Below are 19,400 nucleotides of genomic sequence, written 5' to 3' on the forward strand. Positions count from 1 at the left end.
ACGTGCGCCGGGTGCCGTCGCAGCCATCATCGGCTCGAACGCACGCCCCGGCGGGGCGACCAACCAGTGCTTCCACGCGATGCCGAAGTCCCGTTGCGAAGCCCCTCGAAACCCCCCGCGTCCAGGTAACGCTCAGATAACGTCCAGAAAAGACGTGCAGGATCAGGGTTTTGTGTCCGCAGGTGCGGTCGCAGGCCGCCTTCCCGGTGGCGCGGACTACTGATACGGAACCCGAATTCATGCGCTCGATGACGTCCTTCACACCTGACCGCCGTACCCGTCGCCTGGTCGAACGGCGCGCTCGTCGCCGCCCGGCGATCCTCGCGGGAGCAGCCGCTGTCGGCGTACTCACCCTCGTCGGATTCGCCGGCACGGTGCCGGTCTCGACGGCTGAGGCCTCCGTAACGCCCGTGAACTTCGCACTCGCTTCCTTCGCGACTTCCGCTCAGCCTGCTCCGGCAGTCACGGAGTCGACGGCCGACGCAGCGTCGACCGACGCACACGAAGCGATCGCCGCCGCAGATGCGGCAGTCGCCGCAGCAGTGACCGTCACGGCCGACATCGCGGCGTCGGGACTTGACGTCGGCGTGCCCGACACGTCGGTCGATACCGCGAAGCTCGAGGACGCAGCGGATCGCCTCGACCTGGGCATCGACCACCTGCCCGCACCCCTGCTTCCCGATGTCACCGACGACGTCACCGCCCTTGTCGCGTCCGTCAGCGAGCAGGTGGCCGGACTCCGCGGCAGCCTCGACGCGGCGATTGCCCTCAAGGCTCAGCAGGAGGCGGAGGAGAAGGCGCGCCGCGAGGCCGAAGCCGCTGCCGCTGCGGAGCGCGAAGCCGCGTCAGCTGCCGCTGCAGCTGCGGGGCGTAAAGACTCGTCGTCGTCGTCGTCGTCCCGCCCGACCGCCGCGATCCCTTCCGGCGGCGGCTCTGGCGACAACAGCCCCGCCGGCGCACAGGCCTCCGCGTACGCGATGTTCCCGAAATACGGCTGGGGTGACGACCAGTTCGGATGCCTCGTCGCGCTGTGGAACAAGGAGTCGGGCTGGAACTACCAGGCTTACAACCGCTCGAGCGGTGCCTTCGGCATCCCGCAGGCCCTTCCCGGCAGCAAGATGGGCAGCGCCGGCGCCGACTGGCAGTCGAACGCCGCCACCCAGGTCGCCTGGGGTCTCGGCTACATCTCGGGACGCTACGGCTCGCCCTGCGGGGCGTGGTCGCACTCGCAATCGACCGGCTGGTACTGACGGGTCGAAGGGCGCGGGGCGAGGAGCCTCGCGCCCTTCGCCGTGTCTGCCGCGGCACGGCGCTCAACGCGCCGCAGGCTCGGTGCACAAAGTCCCGGCGAGAGCGTGAAGTTTCCGCAAAGATAGGGGAAAGTCACGACGACGAGAGGGTTCGGCATGCCCGAAGGACAAGTGCTGGAATTCTCCGCAGTCACCAAGCGCTTCGGCGCGGTGACCGCTGTCGACGGCTTCACCGCTCGCGTCGAGCCGGGGCTGGTCACTGGATTCCTCGGTCCGAACGGCGCCGGAAAGACCACGACGCTGCGCGTCCTGCTCGGGCTCGTCCGTGCCACGAGCGGTACCGCCACGATCGGCGGACTCCCCTACGCCAAGCTCGCGAACCCGCTGCAGTCCGTCGGCGCGGTACTCGAGGCATCCAGCTTCCACCCCGGGCGCACCGCCGCCAATCATCTGAAGGTCTACGCCCAGGCCGCCGGCCTTCCCGCGTCCCGCGTCGACGAGGCGCTGGGACTCGTCGGTCTCGCGGATGTCGCGGGCCGCAAGGTCGGCGGATACTCGCTCGGCATGAAGCAGCGCCTCGGACTCGCTTACGCGCTGCTCGGCGATCCGGGCGTGCTCGTGCTCGACGAGCCGGCCAACGGCCTCGACCCTGAGGGCATCAAGTGGATGCGCGGACTGCTGCGCGACCTCGCCCGTCAGGGTCGGACCGTGCTCGTCTCGTCGCACCTGCTCGCGGAGGTGCAGCAGACCGTCGACTCGCTGCTGATCATCGCCACCGGACGGCTCGTGTTCCAGGGGGCCCTGGATGAGCTCACCAACCCTGACGAATTCGCGACGGTCGTCGATTCGCCCGACCGTTCCGCCCTGGCCGGAGTGCTGACCGCCGCCGGCGTCGAGGTCGAGGTGCTCCGCTCCGGCCTCACCGTGCGCGGCCTGGATCCGGCGAGCGTCGGCCGTCTTGCCGCCGACGCCGGCGTTCCGCTCTCGTCGCTGCAGCGCCGCGGTCCCGCGCTCGAAGAGGTTTTCCTCGACCTGGTCAACGGTGTGCGGGTGCACGCGAGCGCCGCCGGGGCGGGCCCGGCTGCTGCTGGGGCCGGCCTGGCTGCTGCCGCCGCGGTCGAGGCGGCTGACGCCGAAGCGGTGCCCGCGGAAGCAGCACCGGAAGAGGCGACCGAAGCGGAGGCGACCGAAGTCGCCGCGGAGGCGGACGCTGGCGCCCCGGTCGCGGCGGGTGCCGCCGCAGCCGCCGTGCTCGCCGGCGACTCCGCAGACGCCGACGCCGACAACGACACGGAAGCGGATGTCGACGCCGAGACGGATGCCGAAGCCCCGGCTGCGGCAGGGTTCGCGGTGGCGGGCACGGGCGTCATCGACATCATCCCGGTGGCGGACGAGACCTCCGACCCCGACGTCGCGGATGACGAAGTGCACGCGGACGGCGCCGAGGCCGGCGCCGAAGGGGACGGTGCGCCCGACGACGGCGACGACAGTGCTGAGCCCGCAGCCGACGACGCGGTGACGGAGGACTCCCCTGAGGAGGCGCCGCACGACGTCGAGCGGCCCTGGGAGGAGTACATCAGGACGGACTCGGATGAAGAGGCGGACCGCTTCTTCTCGTCCTTCGACGCCGACCAGGCGGCCGCCGCCGCGGCCGCGAATTCCGCCGCAGCCCCCGAGGACGCCCATTCCTCCGCCGAGTCCGAGGCACCTGAGGATCACCCCGACCAACCCCCGTTCGGCAATGCGGACGCCGATGCGCCGCCCGTCGACCCCGGGCACGTGGACAACGCGCCGGAGTCGGAGGAGCCGACCGTGAGCGAACCGCCGATCGAGGCTGACACCGACGAGGCCATCACGGACGAGGTCGTCACCTTCGAGCCCGACGTCGACGACTCGGACGATGCCCCGTCGGACGAGACCGCGGACGAGCCCAACCCCGACACCAGCGAGTTCGGGACGATCGGCGACCTCTCGCCCGACTGGAGCGAAGAGCCAGGAGCCGCCGATCCCCGAGATGCCGACGACAGCGAGGGAGGTGAGCAGCGATGAGCCTCACGAACACCACCCGGTCGGAGACGACCAAGCAGTTCACCACGGCGATGTGGTGGATCCTCGCCATCGTGCTCTTCGCGTACGTCGCGTTCACCGCGACGGTCCTGGGATTCGTCTTCTCGGCATCCGCGACCGGCTCACTGGGCGGGAACGGCCCGCAGCTGCCGGCGGAGGGCCTGCCCACCCTGCTGTACAGCACCGCGACATCCATCGGCTATGTCTTCCCGCTGCTCATCGGCACCCTGATGGTGACCGGCGAGTTCCGCCACAAGGTGCTCACCCCCACCTTCCTGGCCACGCCGCGCCGCGGCACGGTGCTCTGGGCGAAGATCTTCGTCGGCGTCCTGCTCGGCGCGCTCTACGGCGTCGTCGGGATCGTCGCCGCCGTCGGCCCCGCGGCGGCCTTCCTGGCCGGCTACGGCCTCGACACCGAGCTCACCTCCGCGGACACCTGGGCGATGTTCGGACGGATGCTGCTCGCCTACGTCCTGTGGGTGTTCATCGGGATCGGGGTCGGGGCGCTCGTGCGCAACCAGGTGGGTGCGATCGTCGGAGTGCTGGTGTTCACGCAGTTCCTCGAGCCGGTCGCCCGGGCCGCGGCATCCTTCGTCGACGGCCTCTCGGACGTCACGCAGTATCTGCCCGGCGCCGCGAGCGATGCATTGGTGGGAGCGAGCGTCTTCACCGCGAGCATGGCGACGACCGGCGAAAGCGTGCAACTGGAGTGGTGGGCGGGCGGCGCGGTGCTGCTCGGCTACGCCGCGGTGCTCGTGCTGCTGGGCTACCTGTTCAGCTGGCGCCGCGACGTCAGCTGACGGCGGGCGCGGGACGAGGAGCTCTGCGCGGGCTCGGCTTCGTCGTCGGAATCGTGCCGGTCTCGGCGGCGATCTCCACCACGTCGGCGGCCTCAGCGGGCACATCGAGGCGGAGCGCCTGCACGAGTTCGAGGCCGTGTCGCGTCGTCAGGATGATGCGGTGGAAGTCCGGGTGTCCGTCGAGGTCGATCACCACACCGGCGCGGTGGCGGCGGATGATCGCGAAGTCGTCGCCGCCGGCCGAGCGCCACGTGCCCATTGCCACGACGCCGCGGATGTGGGTGCCGGGACTCGGGACGCCGCGAAGCCAGGTCCACGCGTCGTCGGTGAGCTGCACCTTCGCGATGGCGGTGCGTTCGATGACGACATTCCCACGGTGGAATGCGAGCGCGCGTTCCGTTCCCGACAGCGCGATCTCGAGCTGCGTCGAGTCCAGCAGCAGGGTCACCATGCGTCTAGTCTGCCAGCGCTGCCGCTCTCGCGCGGGGGTCGTTCCTCACAGGAGCGCAACGATCGACCGGCCGAGGTCAGGTGGCGAACTCGTCGGACGCGTGCGGGAGCGGAAATCGCCCCACGGCGTCGATCAGGGAGTCGACGGTCTGGGTGTCGGCGATCACGTCGACGGGGAGCCCCGCACGACGTGCGTCCTTCGCGGTGCGCGGCCCGATCGCCGCGACGACGGTGGCCGGGGGGATGTCCGGGAACTGCGACTGCACCTGCTCCGCAACCGAACCGCTCGTCACGAGGATCGCGTTGATCCGTCCGCTGCGGACGTCCGCGGCGATCCGGTCGGTGACCGGGACCCCGACCGTGCGGTACGCGACGACGCTGCGCACGCGGTGGCCCGCCTCGGAGAGCATGCGGGTGAGCACGGGCTTCGCGATCTCGCTGCGGAGGGTCAGGATGTCGCGCGCCTCCGGCTCGAGCTCGATCATCTGCTCGGCCATCCCGGCCGCGGAGTTGTCCCGCTCGGGGACGAGATCCACGCGGTACCCGACGGCGAGCATCGCCGCGGCCGTCGTCTCGCCCACCGCGGCGACCTTGGTCTTGGCCGGGATGGTGGCGCGATACGCGTAGAGCACATCGACGGTCGTCGCGCTCGTCAGCGTCAGCCAGTCGAAGGCGCCGGCGGCGAGATCGGCGAGCGCCTGCTCGAGGGACGCCTGATCGTTGGTCGGTGCGAAGTTGATGAGCGGCGCGATGACGGGAACAGCCCCCTGCCTGCGCAGCGTCGCTGCCACGGTGTCGCCCCAGGGGCCACCACGAGGAACCAGCACGCGCCAGCCGCTGAGCGGCTTGTCGGGTGTCTGCTTGGGTGCTGAGTTCATGGGCGTCGATTCTTTGTGTTGCTAGGTCAGCCGCCCATCATTCGAGCAGCCGACGGTGACTCGAATCCATCGGGTTGCGGATTCTCGTGCCGTCGGCAGTTCCTGCTCCATCGCACTGCCTGCGTCGAGCATACCCCCGCCGCCGCGCCGCTGTCCGGTGCGGTGCGACGCCTGGGGATAGCCGCGATGCAGTGCGTCGTGTCAGCGCGTGTACTTGCTCACGAGCGACCACACGATGGCGCCGGCGGCCGCTGCCGCCGTGACCACCACGGCCGCCGCGAGCACCGGGTTCGCACGAGCCTTCACGGCGAGCCGGTCTATTGCGCGGTTCGTCCGCCGCGCGACGTTCGCCTTGTCTTCGATCGCGGCGAGCGCAGCCTTCAGCTCGGCACGGGCCTGCGCGACCGGGTCGACCAGGCCGACCGGAACCGCGGTGCGCGGAACGGGGGTGACGGGGCTGACGGGCCCAGGGGTGCTGGGCCGAACCAGTTCAGAACTCATCGCGCACGACCTCCACGTCCTTGATGATCGCCTGCACCGGGTTCTCCCGCGCGAGCAGCTTGCGCCAGCGGAGATAGCCCAGCAAACCCATGACCGCCGCGACGAGCACGAGGAAGAGGAAGAGAATCAGCGCCGCGAGCCACTCCGGCATCCACGACGACAGTCCGAAGATGATGAACGCGCCCAGGGCCGGGATCGACCAGAACAGCATGAAGAGCGTCCCGACGATCCACCCCGACCCGATGCCGGCGTCCTTGGAAGTCTTGCGCAGCCAGGCCTTCGCCGCATCGACCTCGGCGATGACGAGGTTGCGGATGAGTTCGGGAACATCGCCGACGAGGGTGAAGATGCTGTCGTCGGCCCGATCGCGGAAGCCGCGCGGTTCGGTCATGTCACGCTCCGCCACGACCGGCGTCGGAGATGTCGTCGACCGCGTCTTCCGCGGCATCCTTCACCGCATCCGCGGACTGCTGGGCCGCGGCGCCGATGTCATCGGCGGAGTCCTTGCCGACCTTGAGGGTCGCGTCGAGCCGCTGACCGGGCGTGCCCTTGCTGCCGGCGGCCTTGGTCATCTTGACGGCGCTGTCCCAGACCGTGGTGGGCAGGGCCATAGCGGCGGACTTCGCGTAGTCCTTCGCCTTGGCGACCTGCTGCTGGACGGGGTCGAGGTTCCAGACCTTGAGCGCCTGGTGCTTGATCTGCTCGTACCGCTCGCGGCCGGCGCGCGTGCCAAGCACGTAGCCTGCCGCCAGTCCTATGACGAGTCCTACTTTGCCCCTCATGTGGGTCTCCTCCGGTCGACGGGGGTGCTGCCTGCTCCCCAGGGTAGACCCGCATGCCGATTCCGGCATCCGGCCTTGACAGAACGCCCCCGGGTGAGGGAGATCAGCGTCCGTCCGGTCCCCAGAGCACCGCACGACGCACCCGCTCGGCCTCTTCGACGGCGTCGGCGATCACCGGGGCGAGTCCCGACCCCGCCAGCCACGCGCCGGCAGCACCAAGCCCCGCGACTGCTCTGATCGCGCCGCGCGCGGCGGACGCGGCGGCGTCGTGACCCAGCGTGGACGCGGGGGTCGGCGGGGTGAACCGTTCGCGAACGGCGCCTCGCAGATCGGCGAGCGGCACGCCGAGCAGGGCGGATGCCTCGTCCCGCGCGAGCGCGAGCGCAGCGGCGTCGTCCAGCTCGGCGGTGGCGGCGGGGTGGGCGGCCGTCCCGAAGGCCACCCGCAGGACGTGCAGGTCCGGCGCAGCTGCCGCCAGCCAGGGCCACCGCGCGGTGGAATCGCTCACGGCAGCCGCGCGGCGACTGCCCGCGACCGGGTACACCGCACGACCGCGCGGATGCGCGTCGAGGGCAGGTTCGTGCACCACGAGGGTGACGACCTCGGTCGCACCGACCGGGCGCACGGGGCCGTCCAGGGCCGGGACCACACCGGCGAGGAGGCGCCTTGCCTCCGCATCGGGAACGGCCACGACCACGGCGTCGGCGGGACGCACAGGTGGAGCAGATGCCGCACTCGGGTCGTCCGTCGTCTGGTCGGCGGGCGCGGCCGCACGCGGCGCAGCGGTCGCGGCATCCGTTCCGCTCAAGACGCCGATTTCCCAACGGCCGTCGACGCCGCGCTCGAGGCGGTCGACGCGGGTGTCGGTGCGCAGGTCGGCGCCGAGGTCGGCGAGGCGAGCCCTGAGCGCATCGACGAGGAGGAAGGTTCCCCCGGCGAGGCCCTCCACCCCGGGTCCCGGGTCGTCGATGAGGAGCTGCGAGACGCCGCCGCTGAGCGAGCCCATGCGGGTGAGGGCGGTGCTGAGCCCGGGGGCGACGGCCTCGACGTCCACGTCGTCCGGGTGGATCCCATACGCACCGAGACTCAGCGGGGCCACCATGCGGTCGAGCACCGCGTCGCCCATCCGGGACCGCACCAGCTTGCCGAGGCTGCGCTCCTGCCCGATCGTGAGCGGGGGTCGCACTCGGTCGAGATACGCGCGCCAGGTGCCGCGCCAGCCGATGATCCGGCGGACGCCCTCGTCCCACGGGTTCTCCGGGATGCCGGCCAGCGTGCGACGGGGCAGCGGCGCCGCAGGTCCGTCGCCGGGGTCGATCCACACGTCTCCGTCTGCGGCCGGGGCGATCTCGGCGCCGAGACCCAGGTCGGTGGCGAGGGCGCGCACGGATCCCCCGCCGGTCCGCCACCCTTCGACGACGGCATCGAGGCGGAGACCCGCCACCTCGGTGGCGCGCACGGTGCCGCCGAGGTGGTCCCCCGCTTCGAGGACGGTGACGGCGAGGCCGACCTTGGCGCACTCGAGCGCGACGGTCAGTCCGGCGATCCCGCCGCCGACCACCACGACGTGCTTCTCGCCGGCGCGCACCGCCGCTGAGTCCGCTGTGTTGCGCATTGCTCCATCCTCGCACCGGGACTCCACCCCCTCGCGGGGCCCGGGCGACGGTGTCACGATGGTGCCATGCCCGCTCTCCACATCACCGCAGACCCCGACGCCGACGCACTCCTGACGGAGAATCCGCTCGCCCTGCTGATCGGCATGCTGCTGGATCAGCAGGTCGCGATGGAGACCGCCTTCTCCGGACCCCTCAAGATCGCCCACCGGACCGGAGGGGTCGATGCCGCTGCCATCGCCGCCTACGACCCCGACGAGTTCGTCGAGGTGTTCCGCCAGCCCCCGTCGGTGCACCGCTACCCGGGCTCGATGGCCGGGCGCACCCAGGCGCTGTGCGCCGCGCTCATCGAGAAGTGGGGCGGCGACGCCGCGGCGCTGTGGACGCAGGGCGACCCGGACGGGCCGGAGGTGCTCCGGCGCTTGAAGGCCCTGCCCGGCTTCGGCGAGCAGAAGGCGAAGATCTTCCTGGCGCTGCTGGGCAAGCAGCGGGGGTTCACCGGCGACGGCTGGCGCGAGGCATCCGCTCCTTACGGCGAAGCGGGCAGCCACCGCAGCGTCGCGGACATCACGAGCCCCGAGTCGCTCGGCCTCGTCCGCGAGCACAAGCGCGCGATGAAGGCCGCCGCGCGCGGCTGAGTCCGCCGACTCCGGCGACGGCAGGCGCGCACCTAAAGTTGACGCGTGCAGGTGCGATTCTTCGGCGGGCTCTCCGTCCACGACGGCGAACAGCCGGTCGTGGTGCGCGGCCGGGGCCAGGAAGCGCTGCTGTTCCGGCTCGCGATCGACACCGGCACCACCGTCGGCTACCGCGCCCTCGCCGAGGACGTCTGGCCCGACGACCTCCCGGTGGACCCGCGCGCATCGCTGCAGTCGCTCGCCTCGCGGTTGCGGCGGGCGCTGCCGGCCGACGCCCTCGAGGCCACCGCGGGCGGCTATCGCCTGACGCTCGATCGGCGTGAGGTCGACGTCACGCACTTCCAGGACCTCGTCGCACACGCCGGACGAGCGACGGATGCCGCGGAGGTCGCCGACCTCGTCGACCAGGCGCTCGCACTGTGGACCGGCGAGCCGTGGGTGCCGGACGGATTCGACTGGGTCATCCGCGATCTGCTCGAAGACCGGGCACGGGTCGAGAAGCTGCGCGCGAGTGCGGCCGGCGCCGCCGCCTCTTCGGTCGCTCGTGTCGTTGAGGTCATCCCCGCACCCCTCACCCCACTCGTCGGACGACGGCGCGAGCTCGCGCTCATCGCGGACCAGCTCGCCGCGGAGCGCCTGGTGACCCTCATCGGCCCCGGCGGCGCAGGGAAGACCACGCTCGCGCTCGAAACGGCACGCGCCCACGGCGCGGCGGTCGTGGTCGAACTCGCTCCCGCGGCGCCGGGCGAAGTATGGGCGGCAGTCGCAGCGGCTGCGGGCCGCAGCATCCGGGTCGCCGACACCACCGCCTCAGCGACGACGCCCCGCCAGCGCGCATTGGAGTCACTCGCCGGGCGTCCGGTGCTGATCGTCTTCGACAACTGCGAGCACCTCTCTGCCGAGGCCGCCGCGGTGGCCCTCGAGCTCCTGCATGCCACCGCCGCGGCCCGCGTCCTCGCGACGAGCCGCGAACCCCTCGGTGTCGCGGGCGAGGCGTTCGTCGACCTCGGTCCGCTGCCGGACGGCGACGCGGTGGAGCTGTTCTCCCGGCGCGTCCGCGCCGCGCGGGGCTCGGCGCCGACCCCGGCGGAGAGCGACACCGTGGAGCGGATCGTGCGGCGCCTCGACGGCCTGCCGCTCGCTCTCGAACTCGCCGCCGCGCGGGCTCGCGTCCTCACCCTCGCCGAGATCGATGAGGGCCTCGACGACCGATTCGCCCTGCTCGCCACCGGTCCGCGCACCTCGGATCCGCGCCACCAGACCCTGCGCGCCCTCATCGACTGGAGCTGGGAGACGCTCGGCCAGGGCGAACGCGAGGCGCTGCTGGCGGCATCCGTCTTTCCGGACGGGATCGTCGCGGCGGACGCCGTCGTCGTCGCGCGCCGATTCGAGACGAATGCCTCGGCCTTCGAGTCGCTCGTCGACCGCTCGCTGCTGCGCCGTGACGACGGGGGCTACCGGATGCTCGAGACCGTCCGCGAGTACGGGCTCGACCGCCTGCGCGCGACGGGACGCGAAGGGCGGGCGCGGGCGCGCCACGCGCAGTCGATGGCCGAGCTCGCCCTCGCGCGCGACGCGCTGCTGCGAGGACCCCACGTGCGCGCCGGCCTCAAGTGGTTCGACGCCAACGAGGAGAACCTCACGGCGGCGCTGCGCACGTGCACCGAGCAGCCCCGGCTTCACCCGACGGGGGTCGAGCTCGTCCGCGCCACCCTCTGGGAGTCGATCATGCGCGAGCGCTTCGAACGGCTCGAAGCGGGGATCACGGCGTTCTCGTCCGAGGACGGCACCCTCGACTCGGAGGCGGCGGTGGTGGTCGACGGCGTTGCGACGATCTTCCGGACGGTGAGCGCCGCGATGCAGGCGTCCGCCGACGGCGCCGCCACCGCCGAACTCTCCGCATCCTTCGACCGCACCGCCGACCGGATCGTGCAGGCGGCGGCCCAGCATCCGTCGGAGCTGACCGCGGTTCTCCCCCCGCTCTTCGCCGGTGCGAGCGAGGCGATCGCCCGAACGTCGGGGGAATCGCTGTGGTCGCGCAGCTTCCGCATCCCGGCTCTGCCGTCCGCCGCACCCGAGTGGACTCGGGCCTTCGTCAGCATGATGCGGTCCGCGCTCGCGCAGAACAGCGGCGACGTCGAGACCCTCGGGAGTGAAAGCGAACGCGCGGTGCACACGTTCCGCGCGCTGGGCGACGTGTGGGCCACGGCATTCTCGAGCCAGATGCGCTCGGAATGGCTCATGCTCGAGGGCCGGCTCGAAGAGGCGCTCGAGCTCGCCGACGCCGCGACAGCCGATCTCGTAGGGCTGACGTCGGTGACCGACGCTCTGCAGCAGCGTGCACAGGGGGTCAACCTGCTCATCCGCCTCGGCCGGCTCGACGATGCCAGGGCGAGGGTCGCCGACGTCGACCGCCTGGCACGCGCTGATGGGTCGGACCGCGCCCTCGCGCAGTCGCGCATGAGCGCCGCAGTCATCGAGATCGCGGCCGGCGACGGCGAGGCCGCCCTCGCACACCTCGACGTGGTTTCCACGCTCCTCGCCCCCGACTTTCCCGGACAGGTGACGGCGTGGGCGCTGTCCAAGCGCGCGCAGGCGCTGCTGCTCTCCGGACGTGCCGACGAGGCCGCCGAAGCGATCACGCAGGGCCTTCCCCTCGCACAGCGCAGCGGCGATCAGCCGATCATCGCGGATGTCGCGCTGAGTCTCGCCGGCTGGCTCGCGTTGACGGGGCAGGATGCCGCAGCCCGGCGCGCACTCGACGTCTCGGCCGCGCGACGGGGCCGGGCTGACACAGCCGATCCGTTCCACCGGTTCGTCACCGAGCGGCTGGCCCCCGGTCACGACGATGCGGCGCCGGATCTCTCCGGCGCCGCATCGGACGAACTCGACAGCTTGGCGGCCCTGCTGCCGCAGCCGTCCGCATAGGACGGCCGCTCGGCACTTGCACTGAGCGAGCGAAGCGAGTCGAAGTGTCCGCTTCTCCTAGGCGCGCCGCATGTAGGCCCGCAGCGTGAGCGGTGCGAACACCGCGACGACGACGGCGGCGCCGACGATCGTCGCGACGATGTCGCCACCAGCTGAGACGCCCATCGTGAGTGCGCGCGTGGCGGAGACCAGGTGCGTCACCGGGTTGATCTCGACGAACCACTGCAGTGCCGGCGGCAGGGTGTCCTTCTGCACGTACGCGTTCGAGAGGAACGTCAGCGGGAACAGGATGAGGAACGAGATCCCCTGCACTGACGCCGCCGAGCGGGCGATGACGCCGAAGAACGCGAAGATCCAGCTGAGCGCCCACGCCGACGCGATGACGAGCAGGCCCCCCAGCACGACGCCCGAGAATCCGCCGTCGGGGCGATAGCCCATCACGTAGCCGATCGCGAAGGTGATGGTCGTCGCGATCAGGTACCGCAGGGTGTCGGCCAGGAGGGCACCTGCGAGCGGCGCGACCCTGGCGATCGGAAGCGAGCGGAAGCGGTCGAACACGCCCTTCTCCATGTCTTCGCGCAGCTGCACGCCGGTCACCACCGAGGTCGTGATGACGGTCTGCACCAGGATGCCCGGCAGCAGGTAGGGCAGGTAGTCCTCGACGCTGCCGGCGATCGCGCCGCCGAAGATGTACGCGAACATGACGGTGAACACGATCGGCTGGATCGTGACGTCGAGGAACTGCTCGGGGGTGCGGCGCACCTTGAGCAGGCCCCGTCCGGCCATCGTGAACGTGTTGCTGACGGTCTGACGGAGGCTGACGTGGTTGCGCAGCGGCCGATCGGGGGAATACACGAGCGAGGTCATGCCAGGCTCCCTTCGAGCTCGGGCTCGGCTTCGGCGTCGGTGACGCCGTGGCCGGTGAGGGTGAGGAAGACCTCGTCGAGGGTGGGCTTCTGCACGCTGAGCTCGGCGAGGCGGATGTCCGCTTCGCGCAGCGTCAGGAGGAGCTCGGTGACGAGGTCGGGGTTCTGCATGGGGGCGGTGAGGCGTCCGCGCTCGGGGCTCACCGTCGCCGGGACGCCCAGCACGCGCTCGACGGCGCGGCCCACGGCCTCGAGGTCGGCGGGGTCCGCGGGGCGCAGCTGCAGGCTCGAGGTGCCGATCGACGACTTGAGCTCGTCGGACGTGCCCTCGGCGACGACCTTGCCGGTGTCGATGACCGCGATGCGGTCGGCGAGCTGGTCGGCCTCGTCGAGATACTGCGTGGTCAGCAGCACGGTCGAGCCCTCGGAGACGAGCCGGCGGATGGTGTCCCACATCTGGGCGCGCGTGCGGGGGTCAAGGCCCGTGGTCGGCTCGTCCAGGAAGATGAGCGGCGGCCGCGCAATGAGGGATGCCGCGAGGTCGAGGCGGCGGCGCATGCCACCGGAGAACTGCTTGAGCGGTCGCTTGGCGGCTGCGGTCAGTCCGAACTCCTCGAGCAGCTCGACGGCCTTGCGCTTGGAGTCGGCGCGGGACAGCCCGAGGAGGCGGGAGAAGATCACCAGGTTCTCGGTGGCCGAGAGCGTCTCGTCGACCGACGCGTACTGTCCGGTGACGCCGACGAGCTGACGGATGATCTGCGGTTCGCGGACGACGTCGTGGCCGAAGATCTCGGCGTGGCCGCCGTCGGGGCGCAGCAGCGTCGCGAGCATGCGGATGGTGGTGGTCTTGCCCGCGCCGTTGGGCCCGAGCACGCCGTAGACGGTGCCGGCCTCGACCTGCAGGTCGACGCCGTCCACCGCGCGGTTGTCACCGAAGGTCTTGACGAGACCCTCGGCGCGCACCGCGAGCGTGCGCGATGCGGAGGGGAATGAAGTCATGGTGTCTGCCTTTCTGTGGCGTGATCTCACACTGCGCCCGAGGCGCTGTCATCCCGCGGTCATCGCGTCAGGGACGCTGTCAGAGCGCTGTCATCGGCCGGTCAGCGTGCGCCATCGCGCGAGTCGGGCGGCGGGGGCGGATATGCGAGACTCGGACCGGCCGGACGAGGAGGTGACGTGGCGGGACAGCTGCTGGCAGTGGCCCGCGCTCGCGCCCAATCACGTCTGCTCTGGGCGATCGCCGGTACGGCTCTCATCGTCGTGATCGCGCTCGCCGCCGCCCTGGGCTGGCTCACGGGTGCGATGCGATCGGCCGTGGTCGGCGCGGTCGAGCGCGGCGGAGCCTCCGCGCAGACCACGATCCTCGAGATCCCCGCGACGGCGCATCCCGCGGCACAGGCGGATCAGGTCGCACGACTGCTCAGCGGCCGGTTCGGCACTTCGCTGCAGATCGAGATCCAGCCCGCCGGGCCCGGTGGCACTTCGCGGTGGACGCTCACGGTCGACCCGACGCGTTTCGACCCTTGGGCGACCGGGGCGATCGCCGTCGATCTGCACGACCTCGCCGTGCTCGCCCAGGAGGTGCCCGGCCTCGCGCCCGAAGGTGCATCGACAGAGGGCGGACTCTCTGCCACCCTCACGGAGGCTGCCGGGGTCGTGCGCGCCGCGCAGGCCGTCGTGCCGGTGCCGCTCGCCCTGGTGGCCGCGGCGGGGCTCGTGGCAAGCGTGCAGGTGTCGCGGCTGCTGGGCGGGGCGCGCGTGCGCGAGGCCGCGGTGCTCACCGCCCGCGGCCGCAGCCGCCGGACGGCGCTGCGGGGCTCACTCGCCGAGAGCCTCATCGTCGCTGCGGTCGGCGCGCTCGTGGGCTGGCTCGGCGCCGCCGGCGTCGTCGCGGCGACGGGAGGGCGCTTCGCGGATGCTCTTGCCCGCACCGCGCTCGTGCCCATCGCAGCCGCGCTCGTCCTGGGCATCACGGTCGGCGTCGCCGCATGGCGGGCCGAGGATCCCCCGGCCGCCGGCACCAGCCGCGCACGCGGCGCGGTTTCCGCGGTCGGCGCTGCGCTCCTCCTGCTCGCCGCAGCGGTCTTCCTGTGGCTGCTGGCGACCCTCGGGCGCGACGCCGGCGCCATCACAGCCGACCCGTGGTCGCTCATCGTCGTCGCGCTTGCGCCCGCACTGGGGCTCGGGGCGGTCGTGACGCTCGCCACGCTCCTGCTCGCGCCGACCACTGCAGGCGTCGCGAGTCTTGCGGCGCGTTCGCGCGGCCTCGGGTCGGCCCTCTCCGCCCGCACCACGGCGCGCCAGATCGCGGCATCCGGTGCCGTCGTCGCAATCCTCGCGCTCGCCGCCGGAGGTGCCGTGCTCGCAGGCGCGGCGCTCGGCACCTGGCGCGTCGCGGCGGACGCGACCGGCGTTCTCGTCGCCGGTGCAGATGCCCGCAGTGCGGGTTCGGAGCAGGTCGACGCCGCTCGCGTCGCGCAGACGGATGCCGCAGCCGGCGTCGATGCGGCGAGCGCGGTGCTGACCGATCGGGCCATCGCGGGCGGCGCGGCGCTCGATGTGGTCGCGCTGCCCGAGCACTCCGCTGCGGCACTCATCGCGCCCCTCCCGGCGGCCGGGATCGATCCCGCGGAGCTTGCCGCGGCCCTCGGCTCGGCACCCGTCGGCACGACTCTCGACCCCGCCTCGACAGGGGTTCAGGCGACCTTCTTCGTGACGCCGAGCGCCGCAGCCGGCCGGACTGCCGTGCCCGCAGCAGACGCGTATGCGGGCAAGGCGTGGTTCGTCGATGCGCTGGGGACGCCCGTGTCGGTGCCGCTCGAGACCGTGTTCGCGCCGCTCACCTGGTCGGATCCCATCCACCCCAACCCCACGGAGCCCGATCAGGTGCTCCCCGCCGAGCCGACCTCGGGGACGCTCACGGCCTCCGCCGAACTCCCGGCCGGACGGGCGCCGTGGACCCTCGTCGGGCTGAGCCTCGGGTTCGCGACCTCGGCAGGGAGCTTCAGCACCATGCTCGACCCGCAGCAGCTCGCAGCGACCGGGGCGGGGGAGCTGGCGTGGCCGAGCGCAGGGCCGTGGGTGCTGAACCATGACTCGCCCGCGCTCACGCTGACCTTCGCGCCTGTGCCCCTCGCTGTCCCGGCGGTCATCACGACGGGACTCGCCGCGGCGCTCGGCCTCGGCGAATCGGACCGATTCGAGCTGAAGCTCGACGACTCGACTCGCACGATCCCGGTCGAGATCGCACTGGTGGTGCCCGCGGTGCCCGGCTCGACCGACGCGTCGGCGGCACTCCTGCCCCTCGACCAGGCGACCCTCGTGCTCGTGGCGAACGAGCGCAGCAGCGTCGCGCCCGACGAGCTGTGGGCGTCCGGCCCTGACGCCGCCGCGGCGATCGCCGCCGCTCTGCCCGAGGCCGAGGTCATCCGCGGCGACGATGGCGGGCTGCTCTCTGACGCGCTCACCGTGCCGTGGTGGATCGCTGCGGCCGCGGCGGCCGCGCTCGCCGGCGTCGCGCTGGTCGCGGGGGCCCTGGGACTCGCGCGGGCGCGGGCGGGCGACGTCTTCGTCCTGGCCGCACTGGGTGTCACCGCGAAGCGCCAGGCTCGCTGGCGCTCCGCGGAGCACGCCCTGGTCGCCACCGGAGCCGTCGTCGCGGGGGCGGTGCTCGGCATCCCGCTCGCCCTCATCGCGGTGCCCGCGCTCACCCGCGCCGCCGTACCGGGCGTGCCCGCCGTGCTCGCGGATGCCCTCGAGTTCGAACCCGTCCCGTTCGCGATCGTCGTCGTCATGATCGCCGTGGCGACCGTCGCCGCAGTCGTGAGCGTCGCGGCAGTGATCCGCCGGCAGGCGCTGGCCGGGCGACTTGCGGAGGCGGGATGAGCGCCCGGGTGCGGTCGTCAGCGCTGACGGCGCGCATGCTGCGCCGCCGGCCGGGCGCGGCGCTCCTGGTCGCGGGGCTCGCGATCATCCTGTCCGGTGCCGCCGTCGCGGTGCCGGCAGCACTGCGCACCCTGAGCGACCGCGTTGCGCAGGAGGCAGTAGACCAGCTCGCACCGGGCTCGCGCGATCTGCAGTCGAGCGCCGTGGGGCTGCCCCAGGTCGCTCCGGCCGAGGACGACGCGACCGGACTGCCTCCCGCCGTGGCCGAGCAGTGGGGCGTGTTCGACGGCGGCCTCGAGTCAGCGCGGGCGGCGCAGGAGCCGCCGCTCGCGCCGCTTCTCGGACCGGCTGAGTACGTCGTGCGCACCCCGGAGTACGGCCTCGTGGGCCGCCGCACGCAGTCGGCGACCTATCTCCTCGACCCGCGCATCGTCGATCACGCCGTCCTGAGCGCCGGCGCGTGGCCGGCGCCCCCGGAGTGGTCGATCGACGAAGCCGGCGACCTGGGGGCCGCAGCGGTCGAGATGGCGCTGTCGACCGACACCGCAGACGAGCTCGGCTGGTCGGTCGGCGAGGAGCGCGTGATCCTCACGGCGGTGCCCGGGATGCAGCTCCCGCTGCGGCTCTCGGGCACGTTCGATGCCGCGCCGGGCTCGGACGACTACTGGTACCACGTCCCCTCCGCGCTCACCCCGCACATCCGCTACATCGACCTCGAGCAGTACACGACGGGTGCTGCGGTGCTCGCGCCGGAGGCGCTCGAGCTCGTGAAGATCCTCGGGCGCGGCACGACGCAGGCCTGGTACCCCCTTGATCCGGCCGAACTGTCGGCGTCGGACGCGGAGACTGTGGTGGCGCAGCTCCGGGCGTTCACAGCGAACCCCGTCCCCGTCGCGAACAGCGACGCTCCCCCTGGCTCGATCGAGATCATGACCTTCGCGACGTCGACGATCGACACCCTCGAGGCGGCACTCGCGACGCAATCGGCGATGTCGGCGGTGTTCGCGATCACCGCCTCCGGCCCGGTGGGTGCGGCCATCGCCCTGATCATCGCCGCGTGCCGGGTGATCGCCCGCAGCCGTCGGGCGGAGCTCGCTCTGCTGTCCGCACGCGGCGCCTCGCCCGGTCGCCTGCGCGCACTGCAGGCCTGGCACGGCGTCTGGTACGGCAGCGTGCCGGCGCTGGGCACAGCGGCCATCGGCGTCGCCCTGGTCGTCGGGCTCGGGCTGCCGGTGCCGCCGCTCTCGATCGCCGCACCGTTCGCCGTCGCCGCGCTCGCCCCCGCGATCCTGGCCCTGCTCACCCCGCCGGGTCCTCGACTGCGCGAAGAACTGTCCCACGACCCGACTCCGGCCGCACGCCGATGGCGGCTCGCCGTCGAGGGCGTCGTCGTCGCCCTCACGGTTCTCGCGATCGGCGCCCTCGTGAGCGGCGCGCTCCGGGGCGAGCGGGTCGGCACGGCCGGGGCGGCCACGTCAGGGGTCGTCCTCGCCGTGCCGCTGCTCGCGGCGCTCGTCGGCGGCATGACGGCGCTCCGCCTCTATCCGCTCCCCCTGCGCGCGATCCTGCGCCGTCGGCGGGCCGCCGCGGGTCTCACCGGATTCCTCGGCGCCGCGCGAGCCCTGCGCGAGCGGTCGGCGAGCGTCGCGCCCGTCCTCGCGCTCGTGATCGGCATCTCGTCCGCCGTGACCTCGGCCGTGCTGCTCGGATCGATCGCCCACCAGATCGATGCGTCGGCGCGGGCATCCGTCGGCGCCGACATGCAGGTCGCGCGGGCCGACCTCGGCCCCGACACACTCGCCGAAATGGCGCAGCTGCCGGGCGTCGCCGGGGTCGCCGGCATCGGATCGCTCACGCGCATCACGATCGAGACGGATGCCGGTCACGTGCTCGTGACGCTCCTGACCGTCGACCCGCAGACGCTCGGCGCCGTTCAGGATGCCGGCTATCCGCTCGTGCCCACGGGAACCGACCTCACCGCGCCCGGCAGCGCGGTGCCGTTCGTCGCGGCGGCCGCCGTCGCCGATCAGCTGGGCGAGGCGACGGATGCCGCGATCGGCGGCGCGCCCGCGACCATGGTCGGGGTGTCCGCAGCTCGCGCGCCCGAGGGGATCACGGGCGACTTCGCCGTGATCGACGCTGCCCGCGCCCCGGACATCACCGACACGGCCCCGTCCGCGCAGAACGCGCTCATCGACCTCGAGACGGGAGCGGATGCCGCGCAGGTGCAGGCTGCCGTGCGCGACATCGTCGGACCGGACGCCACGATCCTCACCGCGGACGCCGTACGCGAGAAACTCCAGCGCGGCACGGGGACGGCCGCGATCACGACGGCGTTCCTCATCGCGACCGCCGCGACCGCCCTGTTCGCCGCCATCGCGGTGGTGCTCTCGCTCGTGCTGAGCGCGGCCTCGCGGGAGCGCACGATGGCCCTCCTGCGCGCGATCGGCACCCCGGCCGGGGTGGGTCGTGGCCTCGCCTGGTGGGATCTGTGGCCCTCGCTCGCGGCGGCACTCGTCTTCGGCCTCGTGGTCGGACTGAGCGTGCCCGCTCTCCTCCTCGCAACCGTCGACTTCGGGGTCTTCGCCGGAGCCACCCCGAGCTACCACCTCGACCCACTGCTCCTCGTTGCCGCCCTCGCCGGATTCGTCGCGATGGCCGGCTGCGCGGCCGCGGTGGCCGTCGGCGTCGCCCGCCGAGTACGCGCAAGCGCCGTACTGCGCGACAGTCAGGAAGGATGAC

General features: G+C 72.4%; 15 protein-coding genes. 7 read left to right on the top strand and 8 right to left on the bottom strand.

The features are described 5' to 3' along the window. Nucleotides 1-248 precede the first annotated feature (248 nt). From ACXJ3V_RS06565 to ACXJ3V_RS06575, 3 genes are all read left to right on the top strand, one after another. A complete protein-coding gene (locus tag ACXJ3V_RS06565; protein WP_457099475.1) occupies nt 249-1,250 on the top strand; it encodes an aggregation-promoting factor C-terminal-like domain-containing protein in 1,002 nt (333 codons plus the stop codon). A gap of 156 nt (nt 1,251-1,406) precedes the next feature. Next, nucleotides 1,407-3,299: an ATP-binding cassette domain-containing protein gene (locus tag ACXJ3V_RS06570; RefSeq protein WP_457099476.1), complete on the top strand. Its 1,893-nt coding sequence runs from the start codon at nt 1,407-1,409 to the stop codon at nt 3,297-3,299. Continuing rightward, a complete protein-coding gene (locus ACXJ3V_RS06575; RefSeq protein ID WP_457099477.1) occupies nt 3,296-4,117 on the top strand; it encodes an ABC transporter permease in 822 nt (273 codons plus the stop codon). Before ACXJ3V_RS06570 ends, ACXJ3V_RS06575 begins: the two co-directional genes overlap by 4 nt. On the opposite strand, the gene ACXJ3V_RS06580 is transcribed toward ACXJ3V_RS06575, so the two are convergent. The 6 genes from ACXJ3V_RS06580 to ACXJ3V_RS06605 all read right to left on the bottom strand — a co-directional run bounded on the left by ACXJ3V_RS06580 (nt 4,110) and on the right by ACXJ3V_RS06605 (nt 8,343). Further along, nucleotides 4,110-4,568 (bottom strand): hypothetical protein, encoded by a 459-nt coding sequence (locus tag ACXJ3V_RS06580; RefSeq protein WP_457099478.1) that lies wholly within the window; start codon nt 4,566-4,568, stop codon nt 4,110-4,112. The two genes, ACXJ3V_RS06575 and ACXJ3V_RS06580, sit on opposite strands and share 8 nt — an antisense overlap. Nucleotides 4,569-4,644: 76 nt before the next feature. Beyond that, nucleotides 4,645-5,445, bottom strand: a complete 801-nt coding sequence (locus ACXJ3V_RS06585) for a uroporphyrinogen-III synthase (protein WP_457099479.1) — start codon at nt 5,443-5,445, stop codon at nt 4,645-4,647. 201 nt (nt 5,446-5,646) lie between these two features. Further along, nucleotides 5,647-5,946: a hypothetical protein gene (locus ACXJ3V_RS06590; RefSeq protein ID WP_457099480.1), complete on the bottom strand. Its 300-nt coding sequence runs from the start codon at nt 5,944-5,946 to the stop codon at nt 5,647-5,649. Next, nucleotides 5,936-6,337: a phage holin family protein gene (locus tag ACXJ3V_RS06595; protein WP_457099481.1), complete on the bottom strand. Its 402-nt coding sequence runs from the start codon at nt 6,335-6,337 to the stop codon at nt 5,936-5,938. Before ACXJ3V_RS06595 ends, ACXJ3V_RS06590 begins: the two co-directional genes overlap by 11 nt. A 1-nt stretch (nt 6,338) precedes the next feature. Then, nucleotides 6,339-6,728 (bottom strand): hypothetical protein, encoded by a 390-nt coding sequence (locus tag ACXJ3V_RS06600; RefSeq protein ID WP_457099482.1) that lies wholly within the window; start codon nt 6,726-6,728, stop codon nt 6,339-6,341. A gap of 103 nt (nt 6,729-6,831) precedes the next feature. Further along, on the bottom strand, nt 6,832-8,343 hold the full coding sequence (locus ACXJ3V_RS06605) for a protoporphyrinogen/coproporphyrinogen oxidase (RefSeq protein ID WP_457099483.1): 1,512 nt from the start codon (nt 8,341-8,343) through the stop codon (nt 6,832-6,834). 66 nt (nt 8,344-8,409) lie between these two features. Here ACXJ3V_RS06605 and ACXJ3V_RS06610 point away from each other — a divergent pair, with 66 nt between their 5' ends. Together ACXJ3V_RS06610 and ACXJ3V_RS06615 are read left to right on the top strand one after the other, a co-directional pair. Then, a complete protein-coding gene (locus ACXJ3V_RS06610) occupies nt 8,410-8,979 on the top strand; it encodes an HhH-GPD-type base excision DNA repair protein (RefSeq protein WP_457099484.1) in 570 nt (189 codons plus the stop codon). Nucleotides 8,980-9,024: 45 nt separating this feature from the next. Further along, nucleotides 9,025-11,907 (top strand): ATP-binding protein, encoded by a 2,883-nt coding sequence (locus ACXJ3V_RS06615; RefSeq protein WP_457099485.1) that lies wholly within the window; start codon nt 9,025-9,027, stop codon nt 11,905-11,907. Between the two features lie 57 nt (nt 11,908-11,964). On the opposite strand, the gene ACXJ3V_RS06620 is transcribed toward ACXJ3V_RS06615, so the two are convergent. Next, nucleotides 11,965-12,774: an ABC transporter permease gene (locus ACXJ3V_RS06620; RefSeq protein WP_457099486.1), complete on the bottom strand. Its 810-nt coding sequence runs from the start codon at nt 12,772-12,774 to the stop codon at nt 11,965-11,967. Further along, entirely contained in the window at nt 12,771-13,772 is a 1,002-nt protein-coding gene (locus tag ACXJ3V_RS06625; protein ID WP_457099487.1) for an ATP-binding cassette domain-containing protein, read from the bottom strand. The genes ACXJ3V_RS06620 and ACXJ3V_RS06625 overlap by 4 nt, the downstream gene beginning before the upstream one ends. Nucleotides 13,773-13,949: 177 nt before the next feature. Between ACXJ3V_RS06625 and ACXJ3V_RS06630 the strand changes: the two genes are divergently transcribed. Beyond that, entirely contained in the window at nt 13,950-16,658 is a 2,709-nt protein-coding gene (locus ACXJ3V_RS06630) for a hypothetical protein (protein WP_457099488.1), read from the top strand. Then, nucleotides 16,655-19,399, top strand: a complete 2,745-nt coding sequence (locus ACXJ3V_RS06635) for a hypothetical protein (RefSeq protein WP_457099489.1) — start codon at nt 16,655-16,657, stop codon at nt 19,397-19,399. Before ACXJ3V_RS06630 ends, ACXJ3V_RS06635 begins: the two co-directional genes overlap by 4 nt. The last annotated feature ends 1 nt before the right edge of the window (nt 19,400 follow it).

The organism is Microbacterium sp. P5_E9, assembly GCF_054049175.1.